Origin of the sequence: Eudoraea algarum (assembly GCF_050589645.1) — a bacterium.
Classification (GTDB): Bacteria; Bacteroidota; Bacteroidia; order Flavobacteriales; family Flavobacteriaceae; genus JBNGOQ01.
Window position 1 is genome coordinate 879718 of record NZ_JBNGOQ010000001.1, and the last position, 24019, is coordinate 903736.

Annotated in this window: 25 protein-coding genes; 17 read left to right on the top strand and 8 right to left on the bottom strand. The window is 45.1% G+C overall.

Features of this window, described 5'->3' with window-relative positions; genetic code table 11:
* Positions 1–4: 4 nt before the first annotated feature.
* Positions 5–1729, bottom strand: coding sequence for an OmpA family protein (locus ACRD67_RS04055; protein ID WP_430965755.1), 1725 nt, complete (start codon positions 1727–1729; stop codon positions 5–7).
* A 204-nt stretch (positions 1730–1933) separates the two neighbouring features.
* On the bottom strand, positions 1934–2833 hold the full coding sequence (locus ACRD67_RS04060) for an MBL fold metallo-hydrolase (RefSeq protein ID WP_430965756.1): 900 nt from the start codon (positions 2831–2833) through the stop codon (positions 1934–1936).
* Positions 2834–2950: 117 nt separating this feature from the next.
* Here ACRD67_RS04060 and cyoE point away from each other — a divergent pair, with 117 nt between their 5' ends.
* The 11 genes from cyoE to ACRD67_RS04115 all read left to right on the top strand — a co-directional run bounded on the left by cyoE (position 2951) and on the right by ACRD67_RS04115 (position 12096).
* Positions 2951–3850, top strand: coding sequence for a heme o synthase (gene cyoE, locus ACRD67_RS04065; protein WP_430965757.1), 900 nt, complete (start codon positions 2951–2953; stop codon positions 3848–3850).
* Between the two features lie 4 nt (positions 3851–3854).
* On the top strand, positions 3855–4436 hold the full coding sequence (locus ACRD67_RS04070; RefSeq protein ID WP_430965758.1) for a cytochrome c oxidase subunit 3: 582 nt from the start codon (positions 3855–3857) through the stop codon (positions 4434–4436).
* A 97-nt stretch (positions 4437–4533) separates the two neighbouring features.
* Positions 4534–5508 (top strand): cytochrome c oxidase subunit 3, encoded by a 975-nt coding sequence (locus tag ACRD67_RS04075; protein ID WP_430965759.1) that lies wholly within the window; start codon positions 4534–4536, stop codon positions 5506–5508.
* An 18-nt stretch (positions 5509–5526) separates the two neighbouring features.
* The gene (locus ACRD67_RS04080; RefSeq protein WP_430965760.1) at positions 5527–5910 is read left to right on the top strand and encodes a cytochrome C oxidase subunit IV family protein; all 384 of its coding nucleotides are present in this window, start codon (positions 5527–5529) and stop codon (positions 5908–5910) included.
* 118 nt (positions 5911–6028) lie between these two features.
* Positions 6029–6661, top strand: a complete 633-nt coding sequence (locus ACRD67_RS04085) for a hypothetical protein (RefSeq protein ID WP_430965761.1) — start codon at positions 6029–6031, stop codon at positions 6659–6661.
* 3 nt (positions 6662–6664) lie between these two features.
* A complete protein-coding gene (locus ACRD67_RS04090; protein WP_430965762.1) occupies positions 6665–7393 on the top strand; it encodes an SCO family protein in 729 nt (242 codons plus the stop codon).
* On the top strand, positions 7386–7928 hold the full coding sequence (locus ACRD67_RS04095; protein WP_430965763.1) for a DUF420 domain-containing protein: 543 nt from the start codon (positions 7386–7388) through the stop codon (positions 7926–7928). Before ACRD67_RS04090 ends, ACRD67_RS04095 begins: the two co-directional genes overlap by 8 nt.
* A 36-nt stretch (positions 7929–7964) precedes the next feature.
* Complete coding sequence (locus ACRD67_RS04100; protein WP_430965764.1) at positions 7965–8180, top strand: hypothetical protein; 216 nt, start codon at positions 7965–7967, stop codon at positions 8178–8180.
* Between the two features lie 120 nt (positions 8181–8300).
* On the top strand, positions 8301–9548 hold the full coding sequence (locus ACRD67_RS04105; RefSeq protein ID WP_430965765.1) for an ABC transporter permease: 1248 nt from the start codon (positions 8301–8303) through the stop codon (positions 9546–9548).
* Positions 9549–9557: 9 nt separating this feature from the next.
* Positions 9558–10817 carry an ABC transporter permease gene (locus ACRD67_RS04110; protein ID WP_430965766.1) on the top strand — a complete coding sequence of 420 codons (1260 nt, stop codon included), beginning with the start codon at positions 9558–9560 and terminating at the stop codon, positions 10815–10817.
* Positions 10818–10980: 163 nt separating this feature from the next.
* A complete protein-coding gene (locus ACRD67_RS04115; protein WP_430965767.1) occupies positions 10981–12096 on the top strand; it encodes an efflux RND transporter periplasmic adaptor subunit in 1116 nt (371 codons plus the stop codon).
* 44 nt (positions 12097–12140) lie between these two features.
* Here the strand turns inward: ACRD67_RS04115 and ACRD67_RS04120 are convergent, their stop codons facing one another.
* The 6 genes from ACRD67_RS04120 to ACRD67_RS04145 are packed head-to-tail and all read right to left on the bottom strand — an operon-like array spanning position 12141 to position 18388.
* Positions 12141–12653, bottom strand: a complete 513-nt coding sequence (locus tag ACRD67_RS04120; protein WP_430965768.1) for a hypothetical protein — start codon at positions 12651–12653, stop codon at positions 12141–12143.
* The gene (locus ACRD67_RS04125; RefSeq protein WP_430965769.1) at positions 12643–13860 is read right to left on the bottom strand and encodes a hypothetical protein; all 1218 of its coding nucleotides are present in this window, start codon (positions 13858–13860) and stop codon (positions 12643–12645) included. Before ACRD67_RS04125 ends, ACRD67_RS04120 begins: the two co-directional genes overlap by 11 nt.
* On the bottom strand, positions 13860–16082 hold the full coding sequence (locus ACRD67_RS04130; RefSeq protein WP_430965770.1) for a type II secretion system protein GspD: 2223 nt from the start codon (positions 16080–16082) through the stop codon (positions 13860–13862). Before ACRD67_RS04130 ends, ACRD67_RS04125 begins: the two co-directional genes overlap by 1 nt.
* Before the next feature lie 4 nt (positions 16083–16086).
* On the bottom strand, positions 16087–17499 hold the full coding sequence (locus tag ACRD67_RS04135) for a GspE/PulE family protein (RefSeq protein WP_430965771.1): 1413 nt from the start codon (positions 17497–17499) through the stop codon (positions 16087–16089).
* Between the two features lie 2 nt (positions 17500–17501).
* Complete coding sequence (locus ACRD67_RS04140) at positions 17502–17960, bottom strand: hypothetical protein (RefSeq protein WP_430965772.1); 459 nt, start codon at positions 17958–17960, stop codon at positions 17502–17504.
* 23 nt (positions 17961–17983) lie between these two features.
* The gene (locus tag ACRD67_RS04145) at positions 17984–18388 is read right to left on the bottom strand and encodes a type IV pilin-like G/H family protein (RefSeq protein WP_430965773.1); all 405 of its coding nucleotides are present in this window, start codon (positions 18386–18388) and stop codon (positions 17984–17986) included.
* Positions 18389–18959: 571 nt separating this feature from the next.
* Between ACRD67_RS04145 and ACRD67_RS04150 the strand changes: the two genes are divergently transcribed.
* The 6 genes from ACRD67_RS04150 to ACRD67_RS04175 are packed head-to-tail and all read left to right on the top strand — an operon-like array spanning position 18960 to position 23998.
* Entirely contained in the window at positions 18960–19934 is a 975-nt protein-coding gene (locus ACRD67_RS04150) for a hypothetical protein (RefSeq protein WP_430965774.1), read from the top strand.
* A 12-nt stretch (positions 19935–19946) separates the two neighbouring features.
* Positions 19947–20741, top strand: a complete 795-nt coding sequence (locus ACRD67_RS04155; protein ID WP_430965775.1) for a helicase associated domain-containing protein — start codon at positions 19947–19949, stop codon at positions 20739–20741.
* Positions 20738–21715 carry a hypothetical protein gene (locus ACRD67_RS04160; RefSeq protein WP_430965776.1) on the top strand — a complete coding sequence of 326 codons (978 nt, stop codon included), beginning with the start codon at positions 20738–20740 and terminating at the stop codon, positions 21713–21715. The genes ACRD67_RS04155 and ACRD67_RS04160 overlap by 4 nt, the downstream gene beginning before the upstream one ends.
* A complete protein-coding gene (locus tag ACRD67_RS04165) occupies positions 21712–22815 on the top strand; it encodes a hypothetical protein (RefSeq protein ID WP_430965777.1) in 1104 nt (367 codons plus the stop codon). The genes ACRD67_RS04160 and ACRD67_RS04165 overlap by 4 nt, the downstream gene beginning before the upstream one ends.
* A gap of 24 nt (positions 22816–22839) precedes the next feature.
* Positions 22840–23373, top strand: a complete 534-nt coding sequence (locus tag ACRD67_RS04170) for an OmpH/Skp family outer membrane protein (protein ID WP_430965778.1) — start codon at positions 22840–22842, stop codon at positions 23371–23373.
* Between the two features lies 1 nt (position 23374).
* Positions 23375–23998, top strand: coding sequence for a hypothetical protein (locus ACRD67_RS04175; protein WP_430965779.1), 624 nt, complete (start codon positions 23375–23377; stop codon positions 23996–23998).
* The last annotated feature ends 21 nt before the right edge of the window (positions 23999–24019 follow it).

Consider the following 24019-nt stretch of genomic DNA (forward strand, 5'->3'; position numbering starts at 1 on the left):
GGCTTTATTCCACCACGGTAAGCTCTACCCGCCTGTTCTCCTGCCTGCCTGCAGCGCTGGTGTTTTCCTGTATGGGCTCGTTTTCCCCCTTGCCAATACTGATGATCCTGTTGGGCAGTACGGATTTTCCAATGAGATAATATTTGATGGCATCGGCCCTTTTTTGTGAAAGCAGCATATTGGACAGATCGTCTCCAACGTCATCCGTATGACCAGATACTTCTACCTTGAGGCTGCTGTTGAGGTTCAATAGATCTCCCAACTGATCCAACTGTCCGTGGGAATTCTTTAAAATAACATCGCTCCCCGTGGAAAAATAGATTTTTTTCAGGATAACCTTGGTGCCGAGTACATTTTCATTGCCCCGCACCTTTTTTTCAAAGTCCGTATAGGGTATATATTCAGGCCCTGGTTGTTTTATGGCCGCACCGCCCGCTATGGAGATGTTCTCCCAGGACAGGCTAAAACCTTCGAAGCTTAAGGTAATCCGTCTAATTTCGGAAGCCGCTGCCGGAATCTTGTCCAATATGGCATACATCTCAGAAGCACTATTTGGGTTTACCACGAGGTCCCAACCCTTAAAATAAGGGCGGTTGTTCACGCGCTTGTCCTTGGAAATAAGGGACATGCCGTCCAAGGTATGTTGATTGCCCTGATCGTCATATACCAGGCCGGCCTTGACTTTTGAGGGATAAGGTTCCAGCCCTGAGTTGGTATGTCTAAAGCGGACATAAGTGCTAATACTGTCCCGGGAGGCTTCCATAAGTTCAATGGATTGTGTGCCAAAGTTTCTTTTGTTTGGGTTGTTGGCATCTACCACCTTGGGAAATTCCATATTGAAATAATCGATCTTGTAGGCCACCTCCGATTTGAACCAAACGGTGCCCCGGACAAATTTGGCGGCCCGCTTATTAATATTCTGTATGGTGATTTGACCGTTCAGCGGTATTCCCGAGGGCATAATGGCATTGGAATTTACCTTGCTATGGCAGGCGTATTTTGAAGAGACACTTAAGGTCTTCATCCAACTGGGAGGGTTAGAACAGGAGTTGGCCAAACATACCTTTTTCGCAAAGCTCAAATTACCTAGGTCATCATAGAAATAAATCATGTTCGCGCACGTTTCGAGCCGCCGATCTTCCGCTGACAAGTTGGTTATCTTATAGGACAGGGTCATCATCTCCCCTGCCTTTACCATCTCGGTAATCTCAAACTTGAAGTTGTCAATGATCTGAACGGGTTCAAAAGTCTGTCCCCCACCGCCGGCCTGAAACGAAGTCTGGCTGGTACCACTACCTTGGACCACGGCATTTTCCCCTATGCTTATGGTTTTAAGTTCGGAGATAAACTTGTTTCCGTTGTTTACATCCTTTTTCCCCTTCGCAGACTCCTGGATCTTAATGGAGGCTATCTCAACGCCTGCCGCACAGGAAACCTTTAGGTAGTAATTGGTATTGTTTTTCGGTTTAAGATCTACCTTACTGGGAACCATGTCCTTTTCACTGGTCCGTACCACAAATTCCAGGGCATTGGTGTTGCAGACCGTAGCCTTGTACCGCTCACCTGCATTGATGGTAGCCAATTCTTTCCCGTTGTGATATAGGGTCACCGCTCTTTTGCTCTGAAAGCCGTTGGTCCTGTAGAAGTAAATTTCCGAACATTGTGCCTGGCTTAGTTGATTGAATGTAAGGGCGATCAAAAAAAACAAGGTGGTGTAAAGCGTTCTCATAAGTGTTGTTTTGGTTGGAAATAGTACTCACTCGGGGAAGTACAATTTCCATGCCGTTTTTTTTCAATGTATAGAATAAATGCCTCAATCCAAGAGGTTCATACCTTGGATTTAAGAGGTGCAAAACCTTCTAAAAATAAGAAAAATACAATAAGAGCTATAGTTTATCCGATGTAGAAAATCAAATTTTCACATTCAGGGCAATCACTTTTTAAGGCTTTTATAAAAAGTCTCCCGTATTGCATCGGGTTTAATGTATCCATTGCCGTGGGTAGCGTCGTAGGAACCGGTCAGCGAGCTATTGGCCTTGACCTCTTCGAGCGACTTCCCGGCATCTATTTCTGTCTGTACCTTGGCTTTGATATCCTCCAAAAGCGCTACATAGGATTCCAGTTCTTTCTTGTTGGACGGTCTTCCATGGCCTGGAATGATTTTGGTATCACCATCAATGACCATCAAGGCTTTTTTATGGGCGTTGATGTAGCCTTGGACACTACCCCCACTTTTTAGATCAATATATGGGTATCTGCCCGCAAAATAGGTATCGCCCATATGCAGTACATTGTTGTTCATAAAATAAATAATGGCATCCCCATCGGTATGTGCATTGTGAACATGAAAGGCCATTATGGTCTCTTCCCCATCATAAAAGGTGATATCGTCTGAAAAGGTTACCTCCGGCAACATCCTTGTATAGTAATCCAAGCTTATTTTTTCTGCCTCCAAGTTTTGTTTTTGCCTGGTCTGAATTCTTTTTCGAACGTTATCATGTGCAACCAAGGTGGTCTCTTCCATATTGAAATTGGCATTCCCTCCGGAATGGTCTCCGTGCATATGTGTGTTGAATAAAAAAGAAATAGGTTTGGAGGTGATTGTACTTATGCTTGCCTTTATCTTATCGCTTAGATAAGCAAATTGGTCATCGATCATAAATACGTTGTGCTCACCCACATAAATACCAATATTTCCACCCCGGCCTGTCAACATATAAACGTCATTGGACAAGGTGTCAATGGTAATGGTAACTTCTTCTTCTTGGGCCTTTAGGGAGAGTAGTGAAAAAATAGAGAATGCAACTACTGAAATAAGGTGTTTATTTTTCATGAGGGATAGTTTTAGCTGATTGGACGGGGTACCGCTTCAAAAATAACATAAATCGTGCTATTTCGTTGCAAAAATAGCGGCCGGGCCCTATCTTTGCGGACCTATTATTAGAAGCGAATGAAGACTGCTATAAGCACGGCAAAAAGCGCCTCCTGGTCCTTGGTTTTTGCTGATTTTAAGGAGATTACCAAGGCTAAGCTAGCAGTAAGTGTTGTTTTTTCGTCTATAGCCGGCTATTTTCTTGGTGCTTCTGAAATTACTTTTTTTCCTCTTTTTTTGTTGGCCTTTGGCGGATATTGTATGGTGGGAGCGTCCAATGCCTATAACCAGATTATAGAAAAGGACCTCGATGCGCTTATGGATCGCACCAAGAATCGGCCGATTCCCTCGGGGAGGATGACGGTGAACAAGGCTTTGACCATAGCGGTGGTATTGACCATCCTTGGGGTAATATCCCTTTATATTTTAAACCCAAAAACGGCCATGTTCGGGGCCATTTCCATTTTTTTGTACACCAGTGTCTATACGCCTCTAAAAACCAAAACACCGCTAGCGGTGTTTGTTGGGGCCTTTCCAGGGGCCATTCCCTTTATGTTGGGATGGGTAGCCGCTACGAACGATTTTGGTATAGAACCCGGCACCTTGTTCATGATCCAGTTCTTTTGGCAGTTTCCCCATTTTTGGGCCTTGGGATGGATGCTCGATGCGGATTATAAAAAAGGAGGATTTAAAATGTTGCCCACCGGAAAGAAGGACAAGGGAACCGCTTTGCAAATTATCATGTACACCATTTGGATGATGGTCATCTCCATCATCCCTGTCTTTGGGATTACGGGCCAATTGCATTTGTCCCTTCCCGCAGCTGTACTTGTGTTCCTGATGGGTATGGTCATGCTCGTTTTTGGACTGCGCCTTTATACCAAGCGCGATAACATATCCGCGAGAAATCTTATGTTGGCCAGTGTAAGCTATATTAGCCTAATGCAGGTGGTATATGTAATTGATAAATTTATCTAGAGGCATGGATTTAACACAAGGAACTCCGAAGGAGAAAAATGATAGGGCAAAGAAAATGATGCTCTGGTTTGGCATTGTAAGCCTATTAATGGCCTTTGCAGGGTGGACAAGTGCTTATATCGTGAGTAGTTCCAGAGAGGATTGGATCGCGGACCTGGAGTTGCCCACTTCCTTCTTTATCAGTACCGCAGTCATTGTCCTTAGCAGTTTAACCTATATTCTGGCAAAAAGGGCAATCCAGCAGGACAATCGGAAACAATGCACCCAATGGCTTGTACTTACCTTGGGTTTGGGCATTGTTTTTATTGTGCTTCAATTTAACGGATTTTCTCAAATGGTAGCGCAGGGCTACTATTTTACGGGGCCTACCAGCAATATAAAACTGTCCTATGTGTTTTTGATCGCTGTGGTCCACATTGCCCATGTAGTAGCTGGGATCATTTCCTTATTGGTGGTGCTATTCAATCATCAAACGCATAAATATTCCTCAAAAGAATTTTTGGGCCTGGAATTGGGGGCCTCCTTTTGGCATTTTTTAGACCTTTTGTGGTTGTATTTAATTGTATTTATGTATTTCGTTAAATGATCTGGCGAATTAAGTGGTCATAGAAAGCGATTTAGGCTTTTCTGTGGAGGAAAAAAATGTAAATTTGTAAAAAATTTGTTAATACGATAATTTTTATATGGATACAACGGCTACTACAGGTACGGAAGAAAACGTTTGGGGAGGCGGAAATAGACCTCTTAATGCGAGCTACGGAAAATTGATGATGTGGTTTTTTCTGGTGTCGGATGCGTTGACGTTTTCTGGGTTTTTGGCCTCCTACGGGTTTTCAAGATTTAAATTTATTGAAACATGGCCCATAGCCGATGAGGTGTTTACCCACGTCCCGTTTTTTCATGGCAATTACCCCATGTACTATGTAGCCTTCATGACGTTTATCCTTATCCTTTCTTCGGTCACTATGGTACTGGCGGTAGATGCGGGCCACCGTATGAAAAAGAACGCGGTAATCTGGTATATGTTTGCAACCATCATCGGAGGTGCCATATTCGTAGGCTCCCAGGCCTGGGAGTGGGCTACCTTCATCAGTGGCGATTATGGCGCCTTGGAGACCAAGGGAGGACGTATATTGCAGTTCGTTAAAGCCGATAGTGGTGATCGGGCGGCCTTGGCCGATTTTGCAAAGACCATTCCAGGAGAGCGTACGGCCCATGAGAGAAAAAATGGCATTTGGTACACGGAAGAAGGAAGCTTGCCAAGTTATTCCCTAAGGGAAGTTACCGAAGGTTTTAAGGCCAATCCCAATATACTCATCCGGACCGAAACCATAAATGAGGAAGGCGAAAAGACACTGCTGAACCGTGAGGAATCCTTAAAGAAACTCAGTGCTGCCACCCAAGTGGTGGAAGGGGCTAATTTGATCCACAATGAATACGGAAGCCGCTTGTTTGCAGACTTTTTCTTCTTCATAACAGGCTTTCACGGATTTCACGTATTCTCAGGGGTCGTCATAAACGTCATCATTTTCTTTAATGTTATCCTGGGTACGTATGAAAGAAGGGGCCATTATGAAATGGTAGAGAAAGTGGGACTGTATTGGCACTTTGTGGATTTGGTATGGGTATTCGTATTTACGTTCTTCTATTTGGTATAAACAAAAACAAAAGCAACAATGGCGCACGAACATAAATTGGAAATTTTTAGGGGACTTTTAAAATTTAAGTCGAACACACAAAAAATATGGGGAGTCCTCATTTTCCTTACCATCGTTACCGCGGTTGAAGTAGGTTTGGGTATCACCAAGCCCGCTGCACTTACCGAGTCCTATTTCCTGGGGATGAAGTTATTGAACTGGATATTTATTATCCTTACCCTGGTAAAAGCATATTACATTGCATGGGATTTTATGCATTTGCGCGATGAAAAGAGTTCCCTGAGAAGAGCCGTAGTCTGGACGCCGATTTTTTTGGTGGCCTATTTGGTGTTCATCCTACTTTTTGAAGCGGATTACATCTATAATGTCTACAAGGACGGCTTTGTGGCGTGGGACTTCTAACGTATAATTAACAGAACAAAGAGACGGTATAACAACCGTCTTTTTTATTTTTGTAGCCAAGGAAGCATATGCTTTACGCCGTCATATGCTGCAATAGGTATTTGGACCTCCACGAACGATGAAAAAAACCTTTGTTTTAGTCGTACTCTTTGTATTGCCCCTGGTGGCCTATCTCTTTTTTGCCTCCGGAGTCAACAACTTTGGAAAACTCCCCGTGCTTACCGAAAATGTTCCTGATCTAAATACCTTAGGGGCAGATATCAGTTTGGAAAACAAAATTTCCATCCTCGGTTTTTTGGGAAAGGACGTTGAACTAAAAAAAGGCAGTGCCTTTAACCTGAACCAAAAGATCTACAAGCGCTTTTATGAGTTCAGGGATTTTCAAATCGTTATGGTGGTGCCTAAGGGAATGGAAGAAAAAGTAACCATTTTGAAAAAAGAACTGGGCGACCTAGCCGATATCAAGGGATGGAAGTTCGTCTTTGGAAGCGATGCGGATATCACCACATTTTTCGGAGGCTTAAAAACCAATATCGACCTGGATGATAATTTGGGAACACCCTATGTTTTTATTGTGGACAAGACCAGAAACCTACGGGGACGAACCGATGATGAGGATGAGGGTGTCAAGTATGGTTTTAACACCATTTCCGTTGCGGAACTGAACAATAAGATGGAGGATGATGTAAAGATTATCCTGGCGGAATACCGCATGGCCTTAAAAAAGAACAATGCAGATCGGGAAAAATAAAGCATGAAAAAGAACCAATATACCTACGTTTGGATTTCTTTGATCATTTTGATCTTTGGAATCATCTTTATCCCCAGGATCGTTGACCGGGTCAAAAGGGGTGCCATTGTGGAGAATGACCGTATGAGCATAAAAAATGACACGGACAAACTTGCCTATATAACGTTGGGCGGGGAAAACAGAAAGGTGCCTGCCTTTGCATTCCACAACCAGGACAGTTTGTTGATTACGGATACAGATTACTTGGGAAAGGTATATATCGTGGAATTTTTCTTTACCACTTGTCCCACCATTTGTCCGATTATGAACAAAAACCTGGTGGAACTGCAGGATGCATTCAAGGAGTTTGAGAACTTTGGTGTGGCTTCCTTTACCATACATCCGGAACACGATACCCCAAGCGTGTTAAAGGCGTACTCGGAGAAGTACGGGGTTACCAACCTGGATTGGCATTTCCTTACCGGGGACAGAGCGCTCATTTATGAGCTGGCAAACAATGGTTTTAATATTTTTGCGGCCCAAGTGCCCAATGCACCGGGCGGTTTTGAACATTCTGGAATGTTTGCCCTTGTGGACAAAAAGGGGTATATCCGATCTAGAATCGATAGTTTTGGCAATCCCATTATCTATTATAGGGGTACCTTAACGGAGGCGCAAGGTGAAAACCCGGAGGGTGAAAAAGAGCAGATCAGCATATTGAAGGAGGACATAAAAAAATTGTTGGATGAATAAAACGGACGGTGTGGCCATAGCGGAAAGAAAGTTCAATAGGCTTATCACGGTAATTTCCATTGTTATCCCATTAGTGGTAGCCGCCCTCTTCGGGGTCAAGATACCCAATATGGAACCGCTCGGGTTTTTACCGCCCATCTATGCCACCATCAATGGAGTAACGGCTGTTTTACTGGTCTTAGCGGTTTTGGCCATTAAAAATGGTAAAAGAAAAACGCACCAAAACCTTATGACCACGTGTATTGCGCTATCCCTGGTGTTTTTGATTATGTATATCGCCTATCATATGACCTCGGAATCTACGGCCTTTGGAGGAGAGGGGCCGATTAGGTATATTTATTACTTTGTACTGATAACGCACATCATTTTATCCATTGTTATCATACCTTTGGTCTTGAAAACCTATGCAAGGGCCTATTTGGGTAAATATGAGAGCCATAAAAAGCTGGCGAAGATCACGTTTCCCCTTTGGCTCTACGTAGCGGTGACAGGGGTGGTGGTCTACCTTATGATTTCGCCGTATTATGCGCATTAATCCAATAATCCTTCCCGGAAAGACGGGGAATGTCCAATGAAAAAAAGCGGTTTCTTTATCCTATGTGCGATCGTATTCTTACTTCCGGAATATTCCGAAGCCCAATGCGCTATGTGCCGTGCGGTGCTGGAAAGCGAGGAAAATAGGTCGGCTGCGGAAGGTGTAAACAATGGCATTGTCTACCTCATGGCCGTACCCTATGTGTTGATCGCGGGATTGTTTTACTTCATTTACAAAAAAATGAAGGGCTAGTCAGTTCCTCAATTTTAACATTTTTTTCCGTTTTTTTTCCACTTTAACTGTAACAATACGCTATGGCCCAAGTCTTATTGTAACACACCCAGGTAATCAACTAAGCATAATACCAATCCTATGTTCGATATAGAAAGATGGCAGGAGATCTTTGATACCATCCGGAAGAACAAATTGCGGACCTTCCTTACAGGGCTTTCGGTGGCTTCGGGCATATTTATCCTTGTTATTTTATTGGGTTTTGGCCAGGGAATGCAAAACGGCATCGCCAAGGAATTTGCATCGGATGCCAGCAACCGAGTCTGGGTATGGACCCGGGTAACTACGAAAGAGCATAAGGGGCTTAATCCGGGCCGAAGAATACAGTTGCGGAACGAGAACCACGAATATGTGACCAATCGCTTTGCCGATCAACTGGACCAGAAATCGGCCGTGTTCAGAATACGGGACGTTTTTGTGAACTACAAGAATGAAACCATTGGGTATCCGGTGCAGGGCGTTTCCTCGGGATATCAGCAGATAGAAAACGAGTATATCTCCCAGGGCCGGTTTATCAATCAAAAGGACGAGGAAAGTGTGGCCAAGGTGGCGATTATCGGCAATAAGATTAAAAGGGAGTTTTTCAAAGATGTGGAAGACCCACTACAGGAGTACTTGGATATTTCTGGAATCAAATTTAGGATCGTAGGCGTTTATGGAGACCCCGGAGGGGAACGTGAAGAGGACCGGATTTTTGTTCCCATTACCACTGCACAAAGGGTCTTCAATGGTTCGGACAAGGTAAACAACCTGTCCTATACCCTGCAGCCCGCAGCAAGCTTTGAAGAGGCTGTTGCGCAGTCGGTTAGATTCACGGCCGGCCTTAAATCCTATCTTCAGGAGGCCCATACCGTGGCTCCTGATGATCCCAGCGCCATCAATGCCTTTAATACCTTAGAGGAAGCAAAGCGCTATTACGGGCTAACGGGGAATATTAAGTTTTTCTTTTGGTTCGTAGGGGTTTGTACCATTATCGCCGGAGTGGTAGGCGTGAGTAATATCATGCTTATCGTAGTAAAGGAAAGAACGCGGGAAATTGGGATTCGAAAGGCCTTGGGGGCCAAACCTTGGTCCATAGTAGGGATGATACTCCACGAATCGATATTTGTAACGGCCCTTTCGGGTTTTACGGGACTCATTTTTAGTATGGGGCTGTTGGAACTGTTGGGTCCCCATGTGGAGGTAGATTATATTGTTAATCCCTCGGTAAATTTTAACGTAGCCCTTTCTACCGTACTGGTATTGATTTTTGCAGGTACCGTTGCCGGTTTTTTCCCGGCTTGGAGGGCGGCTAGGATACAGGTCATAGAGGCCTTACGGGACGAATAACAAATAGGTATGTTCAATAGAGATCGTTGGAAAGAAATTTTGGAGGTGCTCACCGGTAACTGGTTCAGAACCGTCCTTACCGCTTTTGGTGTGTTTTGGGGTATTCTGATCTTGATTATTCTGCTTGCCGCTGGCAAGGGACTGGAAAATGGTATAAAACAGGATTTTGGAGATACCGCTACCAACACTATGTTCATGTGGTCCCGCAATACCACCAAACCCTATAAGGGATTGCCTAAAGGGAGGGAATATGAATTTAAACTCGAAGATGTACAGACCATCAACGACCATGTACCCAATCTTAGATTTATTTCTCCCCGAAATCAGCTTGGCGGGTTCCGGGGAACCAACAATGTGGTACGGGGACTAAATACCGGGGCGTTCAACGTATATGGCGATTACCCTGAAATTATCAAACAGGAACCCATGACCATCACGTCCGGTCGTTTTATCAACCATTCGGACATCAATGAGAAGCGGAAAATTGCGGTTATCGGAGAGGGTGTCAAAAGTGAGTTGTACGAAAAGGAAGAGACGGCCATCGGCACGTATATCAAAATCCAGGGCGTAAATTTTATGGTAGTAGGGACCTACAAGAAGAAAAACACCGATGGGGACGGGGAGGAGGCCCAAAATCAGATATTTGTTCCCTTTTCCGCCTTTTCCCAAGCCTTTAATACTGGAAATGATGTAGGTTGGATGGCCATTACGGCCAATGATGGCACTTCCATCACCAGTGTCAAGGAGAGGATTGTGGACCACATCAAGGAAAAACACAAAATACACCCGGAAGACGGCAGGGCCGTTGGCTATTTTGACCTTTACGAGCAGTACAACAGGGTGGAAAGTCTTTTTGGGGCCATGCGCATAATTGCCTATTTTGTTGGGATTATGGTACTGCTATCGGGCATTATCGGTGTAAGTAATATTATGCTTATCGTGGTGAAGGAACGTACCAAGGAAATTGGGATTCGAAGGGCACTGGGCGAACATCCATGGTCCATTAAAATGCAGATACTAATGGAATCCATCTTTTTAACGATTATTTCCGGAATGGCAGGGATTACCATAGGCGCCTTGTTCATCTATGGTATAAATGCCCTTTTGGAAGCCAACGGACCGGTGGATATGTTCGTAAACCCCAGTGTTAATCTGGGCGTTGTGGTTTCGGCATTGGTCATATTGATCATATCGGGCCTTTTGGCCGGTTTTATCCCTGCACAAAGCGCTATTCGAGTGAGACCGATAGATGCGTTACGAACGGAATAATGTAAATTTGAGACATTGCATTAGCGCACAGAACGAATAAGTAATAGGGGCCCATTTCGGAGGAAGTGGGCGAAAATGGTCTACAGGGCACTAGGGGTCTTTGAAGGGAAATCGAGCCATTATAAATAGGGAATCATCAATCAGTAATATACGTACACAAACCATGAAAAAGTCAATCACTATTATCATTTTGCTCTTAATCGTAATCACTTTTGGAGCATCTATGTACTATTTGTACCAGAAAAACGCGGAGGATCCAGTGGTCTATGAAACGGAAGAACCCTCAAAGCAGACCATTATCAAGAAAACCGTGGCCACGGGCAGTATCCTTCCCTTGGAGGAGGTGCTCATTAAGCCTAACATCTCGGGAGTAATAGAGGAAGTATATGTGGAAGGGGGCGATTTTGTTAAATCGGGCGATCTGCTGGCAAGAATCAAGGTAGTTCCCAATTTGAACGCCCTGAACGATGCCCGAAACGCCATTGATGAGGCCAAAATTGATTTGGACGACCAACGTAGGAACTTGCAGCGTCAAAAAAGCCTGTTCGATAAGGGAGTCATCTCCAAGGTAGATTTGGAAAGGGCCGAGGTCGCTTTTGACCAGGCAAAACAGTCCTATGGCGCGGCCAACAAGCGCTACGATATTGTAAAGACCGGTACCGCCAAGGGATACGGCAATGCGGCCAATACGTTGATCAGGGCTACCGTGAGTGGGATGGTCCTGGAGGTGCCCGTTGAGGTGGGCAACCAGGTGATCGAGAGCAATAATTTCAATGAAGGAACCACCATAGCGGCCATAGCCGATGTGGAAAAGATGATTTTTGAGGGCAAGGTGGATGAGTCCGAGGTCGGAAAAATTACAGAGGACCTTCCCTTGGAGATTACGGTCGGGGCCATTGAAAATCAGGTTTTTGATGCGGTACTGGATTATATCGCCCCTAAGGGCAACGAGGAAAATGGGGCCATACAGTTCGAGATCAAGGGAACACTTAAAAAACAGGATTCGATTTTTATACGGGCCGGCCTCAGTGCCAATGCGTCCATTATTTTGGGCCGGGCAGACAGCGTTCTGGCCGTAAAGGAAGCCCTGGTGCAGTTTGATGATAAGACCAAGAAACCTTTTGTGGAGATACAGACCGGGGAGCAACAATTTGAACGCCGGGATATCGAGTTGGGATTGAGCGATGGTATTTTTGTGGAGGTGAAATCCGGTCTGGAGCCAGACCATAAAATCAAGGTCTGGAACGAGGTGAAACCCGATGAGTTTGCCCAAAACTAGAGTGTTGGGGCAGGTGTGACGGAACTTTTATAGCCCTTGACGCTTTATTGAACGTATTGCATGAGCACGGTGGCCACCAAATAGTTTTTGTTGGCCCTATAATTTCTTTTGGTCTGAAAATCTAGATGTACCAGAGCACCGAAGTTTCCTTTTTGTTCCAACGTATGCACGGTGCTCAAAATATCGGTGAAATTTCCCTCTAGGCTAAAATGAAAGGTGTTCAACTGGTTTTCCCCGTCCTGGAAGGCATGGGGCTCGTTAAAATCGAGGAGTTTAAGCCCGTGTTTCTCCACCTGCCCATTTAAGGCACGGAGTAAGTTATTCTCCAGAGAGGTGTTGCCCAGGTTCATTTTCTTTAGGACGGAATCGTAATGTTGTTCCTTGCTTTTCAAGACCGAAAGTTGCACGGGAATATCCTTAAAGAGGACCTCCTCATTTTTTAGATTGTTGTACTCCCTCCCCAGGGCGATGGTTTCGGCAATGGCGAACTTGTAACATAGGAAGAGCACCAAGACAATTCCTACCAAGCTTATATTGTTTCTCGTGCTACTCGTCATGGATCTCTATTTTTAGGGTAAAATTAGACAGGCCCCTGTTGCCGTAATCGTAGTCCTGCGTCTCGACGGATTTTGTCCAAGCAAAGCTTTCCAAGGTTTCCACCCAGGAAGAAAAATCGTTCCCGTTGCTGGCGGTACCCCGTACCGTAATGGTGCCTACAAGGAGTTGGATCGGTTTTTTGGGCCGCATGGGTTTTTCCAGGGGTTGGTACTGTATTTCTGTAAACAACATGGAAACAGGAAGACTCATGGCCATTTGGTCCACGTATAGGGTGGCCTTGGAATTTGTTGTGGCGAGCAAGGTGTTTACCCGTTCTTCCTTGCTCTCCAATGCACGTTTCAACGCTACCAGCTTACTTTTGCTGTCCCGATTGAGCGCCGAAGTGTTCTGAAGGGTTTCCACCTTTTGAAAATAGTAGGTGAATACGAGAAAATTGAGCAGCAGAAGGGATAAAACAAAGATGAGGGAAGATTTTAACAGCAGCCCAAAATGGCGTTTGTTCCTAAATTCTTTTTGAAGCCCTTGCAGTTCCTCCCCAAAATTATTAAAACCGTCAACCCCTTTTGAGAGCATGCCCAAGATACTTGCAAACACTAGCAAATGTGTATGGGGAAGGGATAGACCGTTGATGTCATAATGCGTCTTTTGAGCAGGTTCAATACCTTCGATTGGCCGTACTTCCTGGATGGAACGGTTTTGAAGTTGCACGCGGTAGGTGGAGGTAGGCACGCTGTCTTCCGTCAAAAAATCCAATAGTGCAACAAAAGGGGAGATCCCCAGTGCAAAACCGGTCACTGGAAGTTTCAACTCTATTAAACGGTTGAGGTATAGATCTAGATGTTCCTTTTTGCAGATGTTAACGACCGTCGTTTCTTCCATCGGCACCAATTGATAATAGAAGGTGGAAAAATCCAGGTTGGGAAAGGACCGATGTACGGTAGCTTCATGCTCCTGGCTGGGGTTGGTCGCTACTACCTTGGTTAGCACGCTTTGGGTGGCGAATACCACAAATAGGGGTGCATCTTTTTTTACATGCTTCGAGACCTCCTCCATAGTTGAAAAAGCGTGTTGCCCCCCAATGAAGAGTTCTTGTTTTTTTCTCCTAAGCTCCAAGAGGTTAAAAAGGACATTTTTACCCAGTTTGTACACTTCTAGGCCGTAGTATACGCTTCCTTCGTTCAGGTATGTTTTTAAGGGACTAAGCACTAATAAATTACCGTAGGTTTAATGAGTATGGTCAATTTTTGTTTGGTATCCTCGCGCACCCTTTTGCTAAAAAGCCATTTGATTATAGGAATTCTGGCCAAAAAGGGCACCCCGCTTCCAGAGTCGTTCTTGATCTTTTCCTCAAGTCCGCCGAGAATGGCAAGATCTTGGTTTTGCATGCGAATGATAGAACTGAATTCACGCGAGGTAAGTCCTGGTGGGGCCTCATCCTCTATACGCTCGCCACTAAAATCGGACTGGATCACATTGATGTCCAGGGTTACCTGGCCATTTCCAGAGACCAGAGGTTTTATGCTTACGGCCAGTTCGGCGTCAATGGGCTGAAAATTCCGTACCTCGGAGGTGGTTGGAATTTGGGAGCCAAAGAAATTCTGGTTGGTCACCACATAATAGGTAGTCTCTCCGATGGATAGATTGGCCCTATGCCCGTTTAGGGTAGATAGTTTTGGCGTGGAACGGATCTTTAGGTTGCCATTGGCCTCCATGGCCTTGATCGTAGCAAAGAACTCGGGCACCACTTGCCCGATGTTAAAGGAACCAAAACCGTCAAAACCGCCGATAATTTTGTTTACCGTGTTAGCGCCCAAGGTAAGGTCCGTTTCGGGAAAAATACGCCCCTGGGTCTTTACCGGTTCTTCCCCAATGCCCCAGCTGATCCCAGTTTCCACGGTAGCAGACTTTCGCACCTCTATGATCATTACTTCTATGAGCACCACGGGAACGGGCTTGTCTATTTCCTTGATAAATTTTCGGAAACGGTTGATGTTGGCCGCGGGGCCACTGACCAAAAAACTGTTCAATTCAAAATCTATTTTTACGTCCAGATCTACCAAAACGTCATCGGGCAAAATATTGACCAAGGCTTCCGCGGTATTGTTATAGTTGCCAAAGGTATTATTGGCCTGGGTGTTGATCCTTCTTGAATTGTTGAAGCCCTGGTTGCCAGCAAGACCCTGGGTATTGCCAAAGCCCTGATTGTTTTGAAAACCGCCACCCAGGTAATTGATGTTTCCCCCTATGGTCCTGCCGGCGGATCGGCCACCTCCAGCATAGGGTGCAGGGTCTCCCAACAATTCCACCGATCGGTGCATCATCTGGATGACCTCTATTCGGCGGACACTGAGCTGATCGGCCGTGCCGAAGAAATAAATACCATCTTCCTTTTTATAGGTAAAATTGGTGGGCAGACCACCCCGGGCTGGATTGCTTTGTGCCCTGTTCTGTGCCGGATTAGTGTTTTGATTTTGCGGCGGATTGGCCCCGATAGCGCCATTGGCCTTGCTTTCAAAGATACGTTCCAACAGGCGGTCGTAATAAATCTGTTTTGCCTTAAAGGTAACGTTCCCTGCTTCCTCCAAGGGGGTGGCGGTATAGACATCGAGCTTTAGGTCATAACTGATTTCATTGATGATCTGTGCAATGGGGACATTTTCAAAATCCACACTGAGCAGTCGGTTCACCGTATCGAGCACCTGATAATAAAAATTGCTCCCCCTAGGGCTGCGCTGGGGCCTTGGTGGAAGGTTTTGGCGGGTATCCGTCGGACTGTTCTGTGGGGTATCCGTTCGGTTAAACAAGTAAAAACCGTCCCTCGATTTGGAAAAAGACAGATTGTTGGTCTCCGCCAGCTTGGCCATAGCCGCATCAAAAGGCACGTTGTTGAGGTAGAGTGTTAGGGGAAGGGCCTCCATGCCACTGTTGTAGAGCAGGTTTTGACCCGATATATCAATGATTTTTCGAAAGACCTTCTCCAATGTATCATTGTTCAGATCTAGGGAAATACGATTGTTCAGGGCATCAAAGTTGGCAACGACCTCTTTTTCCACCACCCTTTCCGGTGGCGGGACGTATTTTTTAATGGACAGAATATTGCCGGTGAAATTGATATCCAATTGATATTCCTTACAGAGAAACACCAAAAGATCGGCTACTGTGACGTTGGAGAAGTTGTTTACAATGGTAATGCCTTGTAGGCTGGGATCCACATTGATATTTACCCGATGCACTTTGGAGACGGCAATGAGGAAATTGGGCAGGGTCACATTGGTTACGTTGATGTCCAGTTTCAGGTTTTCCGTGAGTCCCGCATTGTCCACGGCAAGCGACTCCAGATTGTTTTGTATGTTCTGTATCCGTGGATTTTCCTGGCCATGCAGATGAAAGGCACAAAGGAATAGTATAACGAGCAGGTTTTTTTTCATGGGGTTAATTGGTTAGCAAGGCATACACCTCATCAATGGAGGTAATGCCCTCGCGTATCATTTGTATGGCGTTCTGACGTAAGGTGATAATTTTGTTTTTATACAGATAGTCCTCAATTTCCAAGACATTGTTTTTGATATGGGCCACCAGATCCTTGGTAATCGGGATGATTTCATAGATGGCCTTTCTTCCCCTATAACCCGTATGGTGGCATTGGGTGCAGCCCTTGGGGGCATAATGATGTGTTAATTCCTGGCTGGGCAGAAAACCGTCGGGAAAAAGATGGTCCGCTATTTTTTCCTTTTGCTTGCACTGCGTGCACAATTTGCGCACCAATCGTTGTGCTACACTTAGGTTCAGGGTGCTGGCGATCAAAAAGGAGGGAATGCCCATATCGATCAGGCGCGAGATCGTGGCCCAGGCCGAGTTGGTGTGTATGGTAGAGAGCACCAGATGTCCTGTAAGCGAAGCTCTAATGGCCATATTGGCCGTTTTTACGTCCCGGATCTCTCCTACCATGATAATATCCGGGTCCTGCCGTAGGAAGGTCCGCATGGCACTGGCAAAATCCAGCCCTATGCCCTCTTTGAGCTGTACCTGGTTAATGCCTTCCAAGGTGTATTCTATGGGATCCTCTATGGTAAGGATATTGGTCTCGCTATTGTTGAGGAGTTTTAGGGTGGCGTAGAGCGTGGTGGTCTTTCCCGATCCGGTAGGTCCGGAGATCAATACCATGCCATTGGGTTTTTTGATGCCTTGGGAATAGGTCCGAAGTTCACTTTCCGTAAAGCCCAAATCGTTAATATCAATGGCGCTGGCGTCCTTACTGAGGATTCGCAGCACGATTTTTTCCCCAAAGAGGGTGGGCAGGGACGACACCCGGATGTCAAACTCATCCAGGGTAGATTTTACCGTTATCCTCCCATCCTGGGGAAGGCGTTTTTCTGCAATGTCCAGATTGGCCCTGATTTTGATCTTGTTGATGATGGTGGGATATTCCCCTATGGGAATCCTAAATTGTTCCACCAATTTCCCGTCCAATCTAAAGCGGACCCTGCAATGTGTCTCATAGGGCTCAAAATGAATATCGCTACTGTTGATCTCCTTGGCGGTCAGCAATATTTTCTCCAAAAAATCCGGGGTATACCGAAGCTCAGTCGTAGTGCTATCTTGTCGTTCGCGGTAATTGGCGGTAAGGTAATTTTGCAAGAGTTCGCTTTCGCAAGCCTGTAGGCTCAGCGGGATGTCCAAAATAATCTTTAACTCGGACAACAAGCTATCCAAGGCCGTACTGTCCGTATTGAACACCACCACCCCATCCTGCTCCGCTACCGGGACAATCCTGTAATGAAAGGCCTGTTCGGCGGTTATCCGTTGTTGTAGTTGGGTCTGTATCTGGTAATCGGTATGCTGCATGGTTAGAGTAGGTATAGGTTAGGGGAGTTAAAAAAGAGGCTGTACGCAATTATCAGGGTCAGAAAAATGGACATGAGTCCGGCCAAAGGCACCGTAGACCATTGCAAACCTTTCTTAAGGAGCAAAAAGGCAATCAGGGAAAAGATTAGGGAGCAGGCAAAAAGGGTTATAAAGGTGAGGGTGGGGAAGGCGAGACCCAAGACGTAAAAGAACAAGATATCGCCCAGGCCTAGGCTGGCATTGAGGAAGGCCTTTTTACGGAGACCTTTGGTGTAGAGATACAGAATGAGGATTACCGCAGAAACCAGTAACCCATTCAACAAAGCATAGCCCAAGAAAAGGGAAGGGGAACTGTGCAGAAAATGTACCGTACCCAGCAATAGCCCGAGCAAGGGAAACAAGATCCAGAGTACCCGTCTTTGGGTAAAGTCCTGATAGGTGATAAGTCCACAACAGATCATAGCGCCAAGCTTTAGGAAGGGGATCAATCCTTTACAATTTGTTTTGGGTTTCCGTTTTCATCAACCTCCCATACATTAAACACCCCGTCCCCGTCGAAATCTGTAATGGCCTCGGCCCTGGCCTTAAAGGTGGCATTGTCCGCACTGATAATCTGATACTGATAGTTGGCGGTCCCGTTCTCCTTTACGGTCCTGGGCGCCTCAAAATCGAGCTCGTTGAAATCCGGACTGAATTTACTGTACATGTACCTATAGGTGGTCTGGGCGTTGTAAATGGCCTTTAGCTGGGTCTGGGCCTCTATGCTCTTGGCCTTGGTGATCAGGGGCATTAGATTGGGCAAGGCCAGAAGGAGCAAAATGCCTATTATGGCCAGTACGATCAGGGTTTCCTGTAGGTTAATAGCGGGGATTCTTTTCATTGTGTTCATGTGCATCATCTTTGGTTTGGGGACCCGATCCTTCTTGGGAGGTGTAGCCGGGTTTTTACCGAAATATATAAAAAGTTTCGCGGTTTGCACACGAAATTTAATACTTTATGAGTAGGAAGCCATAATATTTTAACAATATATATTCCTAATGTGATTAAAATAGTATTCATACAAAAAAATGTAAGAAAAGTTTTATTAAACAAAATAATTTTCTACCTTAATACCAGATTTTTGTTTTAGGCCCCAAACCGATCCAATTTGAGAACACATTGCTTAGGTTTTCCTTTTTTTGCATTTTTCGGTCCATTCCGGATCGGATTTTACCTCCCTAGGAATTGGCGCGAACCTGGCGTTAATGCGATTTCAATTTTTCGATTACGACCTGACCAATATTTCCGGCGGTGGACGTTGGCATTGCGGTAATGGTATTGTTTAATGGCTATTGGTTTTAAGATGGATGGAGCTTGGCGATTGGCACCAAGGTGTTCCTATGGTTAAAAATAGAACGAACAGTCTAGTTGACTCTTTGGTTTTGTATAAAAGGACTCGATTAATAAAAAAACAACAAAGAATGAAAAAGTGGAAAGTAACCATAATGGTATTGTTTACGTGTTTTTTATGGGCTATGAACACCCATGGCCAAATAACCCACTCAGAGACAGTAACCATTGAGCCAAGCTTATACGGGCCAAAACTTATTCTAAATGATGCAAATACCGCCAACAAAGTCCCCATGGAATTCCGGTCTAACGGCGTGGTAAAATGGGAGCTGGGTACCCGAAATGCGAGCGAACAATATGACCTTGCCCTATGGCGATTTTACCAAGGGGTCTACTCACCGGTTATGTGGTTTAATCAGGACAATGGAAATGTTGGTATCAGTGCAAGTAATCCTACCTCCAAACTGGAGATTCGATCTACAGGGGCTCACTATACGTCCAATGCATCTCTATATGTCAAGGATATGACCAATAGAGGGACTCTAATACTAGAATCCCTTTTGGACCAGCCAACAGATTTTGTTCTTAAAAATAACAATAGACTCTCGTGGGTGGCTTCTACACGAGGCTCATCGGAAAATTACGCACTTAGTTTTTATCCTTCCCTAAACGGGACTTCCTGGTCCAGTCCAGTGCTTTCATTGAAGACAAATGGTAGAATTGGAATCGGGACCTCCGCCCCAGATTCCAAACTCACAGTCAAGGGCAAGATCCATGCAGAGGAGGTAAAGGTAGACCTTTCCGTACCGGGACCGGACTACGTGTTCAAGGACGATTACGACCTCCGTACCCTGGAAGAAACCCAGCAATACATCAAAGAACATGGCCATTTGCCCAACATACCCTCCGCGGAAGAAATGGAAGAAAACGGCATGGAACTGGGGCTGATGAACATGAAACTGTTGGAAAAGATAGAGGAGCTTACACTGTATTTGTTGCAGCAAGACAAAATCATAAAGCAATTGAGCGAGCAGACAGAAGAACAAAGAAAACAATTGGCCCATCAGGCCAGAAGTATCGAGGAACTCCAAAACGAAAACAAATAAAAACCAATTACAATGGTACCAAAACAATATCTTTTAGGAATCGCATTAGGTTTGTGTAGTGTTGGGGCCTATGCACAGAACAACTTCCCCACAACAGGCGACGCTTCCATTTCTGACGCAAGCCTTACCATAGAAACCAGCACTTGGAGGTCTAATCTGCTTACCCTTAAGGATACGCATTACAGTCCAGATCAGATTTACCATCTGCAAATTGAGAGTGATGGCCTTAAAATCAAACAGGACGGGAATATTAACTATTTGTTCAAGACAGGGGGCGATTTCATTCTGAAAAATGGAGAGCTTATGCTGGGGGATGGAAGCCCTTTGTACAAATTACATATTAAGGACCCTGCCGGGGGTGCGGCCATAGGACTGGAGCGGGGAGGAAAAGTATGGCGTTTTGATCTGGAAGCTAATGCGAACCGTCTGTTCATTGGTCATACGGACAATGCTTCCATGTTCACCTTTCACAAAAATGGGCAGATAGGTATCGGCACCACTTCCCCAGATGCCAAACTCACCGTAAAAGGCAAGATCCATGCGGAGGAGGTCAAGGTAGATCTTTCCGTACCCGGCCCGGACTATGTTTTTAAAGAAGGCTATGACCTCCGTACCCTGGAAGAAACCCAGCAATACATCAAAGAACATGGCCATCTGCCCAACATCCCTTCCGCTAAGGAAATGGAGAAAAATGGGGTGGAACTGGGCGTGATGAACATGAGGTTGTTGGAGAAGATTGAAGAATTAACCTTGCACATGATTGCGTTAAAAAAAGAAATCGACGAACTAAAAAACAACAAAAAATGAAAAAATTAGTATTTCTATTGGCGTGCTTCCCTGTACTGTGTTGGGCACAGACCAATACTTTTCCAACTACAGGGAACGCAGGTGTGGGCACAACGAGTCCAGCATCCACGCTTCATATTTATAATGGATCCTCCGGGGGGACACCACATGGTTTTTCAGGCGTAACATCAGAGAATAGCGGTAATGCGATGATTTCCATACTTACCCCAAACACGGTAAATGGCTATTACGGCTTTGCTGATTCCGAAGACGATTTTGTTGCAGGAATACAGTATTATCATCTGTATGATATCATGCATTTCAGGGTAAATAACCATAGCAGTGATATGGTAATCAATAAAGATGGCGACGTGGGAATTGGAACGACCGCTCCGCAAGGTAGATTGCATATTTCCACGGGCACATCTGGGGACGCTGTTCTGCGATTGGAAGCGGATACCGACAATAATGACGAATATGACAATCCCATGATCCAATTGAGACAGGACGGGTCCCTTGTGGGCGTCAACATGGGGTTTGACTCCAATACTTTGGGCCATAATATTTTTGGAATCGGAACCTTGTATTCGGGCACAGAGAAATGGAATACGTTCGTCATCAACACCCAAACGGATAATGTAGGGATCGGGACCAAAATCCCGGATGCCAAACTCACCGTAAAAGGGAATATCCACGCAGAGGAGGTTAAGGTAGACCTTTCCGTGCCCGGCCCGGACTACGTATTCAAGGACGATTACGAGCTGCGCACCTTAGCAGAGGTTCAACAATACATCAAGGAACATGGCCACCTGCCGAACATCCCTTCTGCCAAAGAAATGGAAGAAAATGGGGTGGAACTCGGTGTGATGAACATGAAACTCTTGGAGAAGATCGAGGAGTTGACACTCTATATCATTGATTTGAAAGCAAGCAATGAACAACAGATAAAAGCAATTAAAAAAGAATTACAAGAAATCAAAAACCAAAGAAAATGAAAAAAATAATGTTCATGATTCAAATAGTTGTGATGTGCACCTTAGGGTTGCAAGCGCAAACCCATACAACGGCGAGTATCGAAAATGACCTTTATGTCAACTACGGACCCTTCGTTTCCGGTTCTACCGGTGATGGTAAGGGAAATCTAGTCCTTTTTGGAGATGGGTCCAACGGCAGTGGATGGCAATCTTCGATTAAATGGTCCGGATTGGACGGTTTTAGCAGTTCTACAGGAACCGGAACCAGGATAAATGCGGAAATCACGATTGACAATGTAGGTTCCTATGGGAAAGCAGATATGGTTTTCAAGACAAAAGGGACCGGCGATGATGGATTACCAACAGAAAAAATGAGAATTCTACAAAATGGCAATGTCGGTATAGGAACCACCCAGCCTGCCGTTGCCCTTGAAATAAATAAAGATGTCAATGGTACGACAGGGGCATATCTGATTAATCCAAATACCGGTTCCAACTCCCGTACTGTCATTTTACTGGGAGGAGATTTCACAGGAGGCGATTATGGCTATTTGGCTCATTATGCCGGTGGCTATGCACCCACATGGGGAAATTATAGTTTACCGAATTCAACCTTGTTAACCGGGAATGATCTTGGTGGCTTAAATATAATAGCAGGCAATGCCCAGGGCAAGTTGGTTTTTGGAACAGGTTCAAGCGAGCGAATGCGGATTACCTCAACTGGAAACGTGGGCGTCGGCACCACGGCTCCAGACGCCAAACTCACGGTAAAAGGCAAAATCCATGCCGAGGAGGTCAAGGTAGACCTTTCCGTACCAGCACCAGACTATGTCTTTAAGGAAGATTACGACCTCCGTACGCTGGAGGAAACCCAACAATACATCAAGGAATATGGCCATCTGCCGAATATCCCTTCTGCTGAGGAAATGGAGAGGGATGGATTAAAACTAGGGCTTATGAATATGAAGCTGCTGGAGAAAATTGAGGAGCTTATGCTCTACACCATACACCAGGAAGCTAAACTTGTACAGCAAAAGAAGATCAACCAAAATTTGGAAGCTAGACTGTTAAAGTTGGAACAGCTAATCACAAATTATGAAACAAAGCCAACTGAAGAATAAACAATAAAAACCAAGAAGAATCCTATGAATAAATTAACACTTCTACTTTCAATTATCGCTTTGGTAGCAAGTATTGCCGCTATTTTTTACACGAGTTCTGAGTCGGACCTGGTTTATGTAGATATCAAAAAGTTAGTGGACGGCTATGCCCGCACCGAAGTGGAGCGCGAAGCCTTTAATAAAAAAGCCAGTACGCTAAAAGCGAATGTAGACAGCCTTTTAGTGAATTGGCAAGATGAGCTCAAAGCCTACGAAAAGGAGCGGAGTACCATGACCCAAAAAGAACTGGAACTCAAACAACAACTCCTACAGAACAAACAACAGCAATTGAACAATTACCAGCAGGCCATTCAGAAGCAGATACAGGAAGAAGATCAAAAAATGACGCAAACCGTCGTCAATGATATCAATACCTATGTCAAGGAATACGGTAAACGCAAGGGATACCGCATCATTTTTGGGGCCGAGGGCAGTGGCAACATTATGTATGCCCAGGACGTTTCGGATCTCACCCAAGACGTATTGGAAGGACTTAACGCAGAATTTAATGGAAAATAGCATGGAACCAATATTTTCATATACCCGTCTTTTTTTAGGTGTTATGGGCATGGTTGCCCTGTTTTCGTGTGGGCAAAAAACCTTCGATACCGAAAAGGAACTCTGGGCACATGTTAGGGATACGGAAAATGGATATACACAACATAAGAAGGTGAAAGGTGTGGATTATACCCTAAGCTATAGGCCCACCGATGTTTTGATCAATCAGGCCCTGGGAGAAGATATTAATAAAGAAAAGGTGGATAGCCTGAGGAACAAGTACGGGGATTACCTCTATTTTAACCTTTCCCTGGGCATTGACAATCAGGAACTGTTGAGCGCAAAAGCGGGTAACCGGAACGAATTTGGGGCCATGGTAAACCAGTTGGCCTTTGGTATGTCCGAAAAGGTACATTTAATAAGCAAGACCCGGGATACGATTCCCATGGCTGACTACATCTATCCGCGAATGTATGGTATGGGACAAAGTACCCAACTTCTCCTGGTCTACCCCAGGGACGGACGCCTCCTGAGCAACGATTTCTTCCATTTTACCATAGATGACATCGGTTTTGCTACCGGGGAAGTAGGGTTTAAGATCCCCACCGATCCCATACGAACGGAACCTAAACTGAAATTTGAATAAAACAACGATTAAAAGAACCGA

Excerpts from the sequence above, each read along its gene's own strand:
- ACRD67_RS04055 (WP_430965755.1), bottom strand. The coding sequence starts at position 1,729 with ATGAGAACGCTTTACACCACCTTGTTTTTTTTGATCGCCCTTACATTC.
- ACRD67_RS04060 (WP_430965756.1), bottom strand. The coding sequence starts at position 2,833 with ATGAAAAATAAACACCTTATTTCAGTAGTTGCATTCTCTATTTTTTCA.
- cyoE (WP_430965757.1), top strand. The coding sequence starts at position 2,951 with ATGAAGACTGCTATAAGCACGGCAAAAAGCGCCTCCTGGTCCTTGGTT.
- ACRD67_RS04070 (WP_430965758.1), top strand. The coding sequence starts at position 3,855 with ATGGATTTAACACAAGGAACTCCGAAGGAGAAAAATGATAGGGCAAAG.
- ACRD67_RS04075 (WP_430965759.1), top strand. The coding sequence starts at position 4,534 with ATGGATACAACGGCTACTACAGGTACGGAAGAAAACGTTTGGGGAGGC.
- ACRD67_RS04080 (WP_430965760.1), top strand. The coding sequence starts at position 5,527 with ATGGCGCACGAACATAAATTGGAAATTTTTAGGGGACTTTTAAAATTT.
- ACRD67_RS04085 (WP_430965761.1), top strand. The coding sequence starts at position 6,029 with ATGAAAAAAACCTTTGTTTTAGTCGTACTCTTTGTATTGCCCCTGGTG.
- ACRD67_RS04090 (WP_430965762.1), top strand. The coding sequence starts at position 6,665 with ATGAAAAAGAACCAATATACCTACGTTTGGATTTCTTTGATCATTTTG.
- ACRD67_RS04095 (WP_430965763.1), top strand. The coding sequence starts at position 7,386 with ATGAATAAAACGGACGGTGTGGCCATAGCGGAAAGAAAGTTCAATAGG.
- ACRD67_RS04100 (WP_430965764.1), top strand. The coding sequence starts at position 7,965 with ATGAAAAAAAGCGGTTTCTTTATCCTATGTGCGATCGTATTCTTACTT.
- ACRD67_RS04105 (WP_430965765.1), top strand. The coding sequence starts at position 8,301 with ATGTTCGATATAGAAAGATGGCAGGAGATCTTTGATACCATCCGGAAG.
- ACRD67_RS04110 (WP_430965766.1), top strand. The coding sequence starts at position 9,558 with ATGTTCAATAGAGATCGTTGGAAAGAAATTTTGGAGGTGCTCACCGGT.
- ACRD67_RS04115 (WP_430965767.1), top strand. The coding sequence starts at position 10,981 with ATGAAAAAGTCAATCACTATTATCATTTTGCTCTTAATCGTAATCACT.
- ACRD67_RS04120 (WP_430965768.1), bottom strand. The coding sequence starts at position 12,653 with ATGACGAGTAGCACGAGAAACAATATAAGCTTGGTAGGAATTGTCTTG.
- ACRD67_RS04130 (WP_430965770.1), bottom strand. The coding sequence starts at position 16,082 with ATGAAAAAAAACCTGCTCGTTATACTATTCCTTTGTGCCTTTCATCTG.
- ACRD67_RS04135 (WP_430965771.1), bottom strand. The coding sequence starts at position 17,499 with ATGCAGCATACCGATTACCAGATACAGACCCAACTACAACAACGGATA.
- ACRD67_RS04140 (WP_430965772.1), bottom strand. The coding sequence starts at position 17,960 with ATGATCTGTTGTGGACTTATCACCTATCAGGACTTTACCCAAAGACGG.
- ACRD67_RS04145 (WP_430965773.1), bottom strand. The coding sequence starts at position 18,388 with ATGAACACAATGAAAAGAATCCCCGCTATTAACCTACAGGAAACCCTG.
- ACRD67_RS04150 (WP_430965774.1), top strand. The coding sequence starts at position 18,960 with ATGAAAAAGTGGAAAGTAACCATAATGGTATTGTTTACGTGTTTTTTA.
- ACRD67_RS04155 (WP_430965775.1), top strand. The coding sequence starts at position 19,947 with ATGGTACCAAAACAATATCTTTTAGGAATCGCATTAGGTTTGTGTAGT.
- ACRD67_RS04160 (WP_430965776.1), top strand. The coding sequence starts at position 20,738 with ATGAAAAAATTAGTATTTCTATTGGCGTGCTTCCCTGTACTGTGTTGG.
- ACRD67_RS04165 (WP_430965777.1), top strand. The coding sequence starts at position 21,712 with ATGAAAAAAATAATGTTCATGATTCAAATAGTTGTGATGTGCACCTTA.
- ACRD67_RS04170 (WP_430965778.1), top strand. The coding sequence starts at position 22,840 with ATGAATAAATTAACACTTCTACTTTCAATTATCGCTTTGGTAGCAAGT.
- ACRD67_RS04175 (WP_430965779.1), top strand. The coding sequence starts at position 23,375 with ATGGAACCAATATTTTCATATACCCGTCTTTTTTTAGGTGTTATGGGC.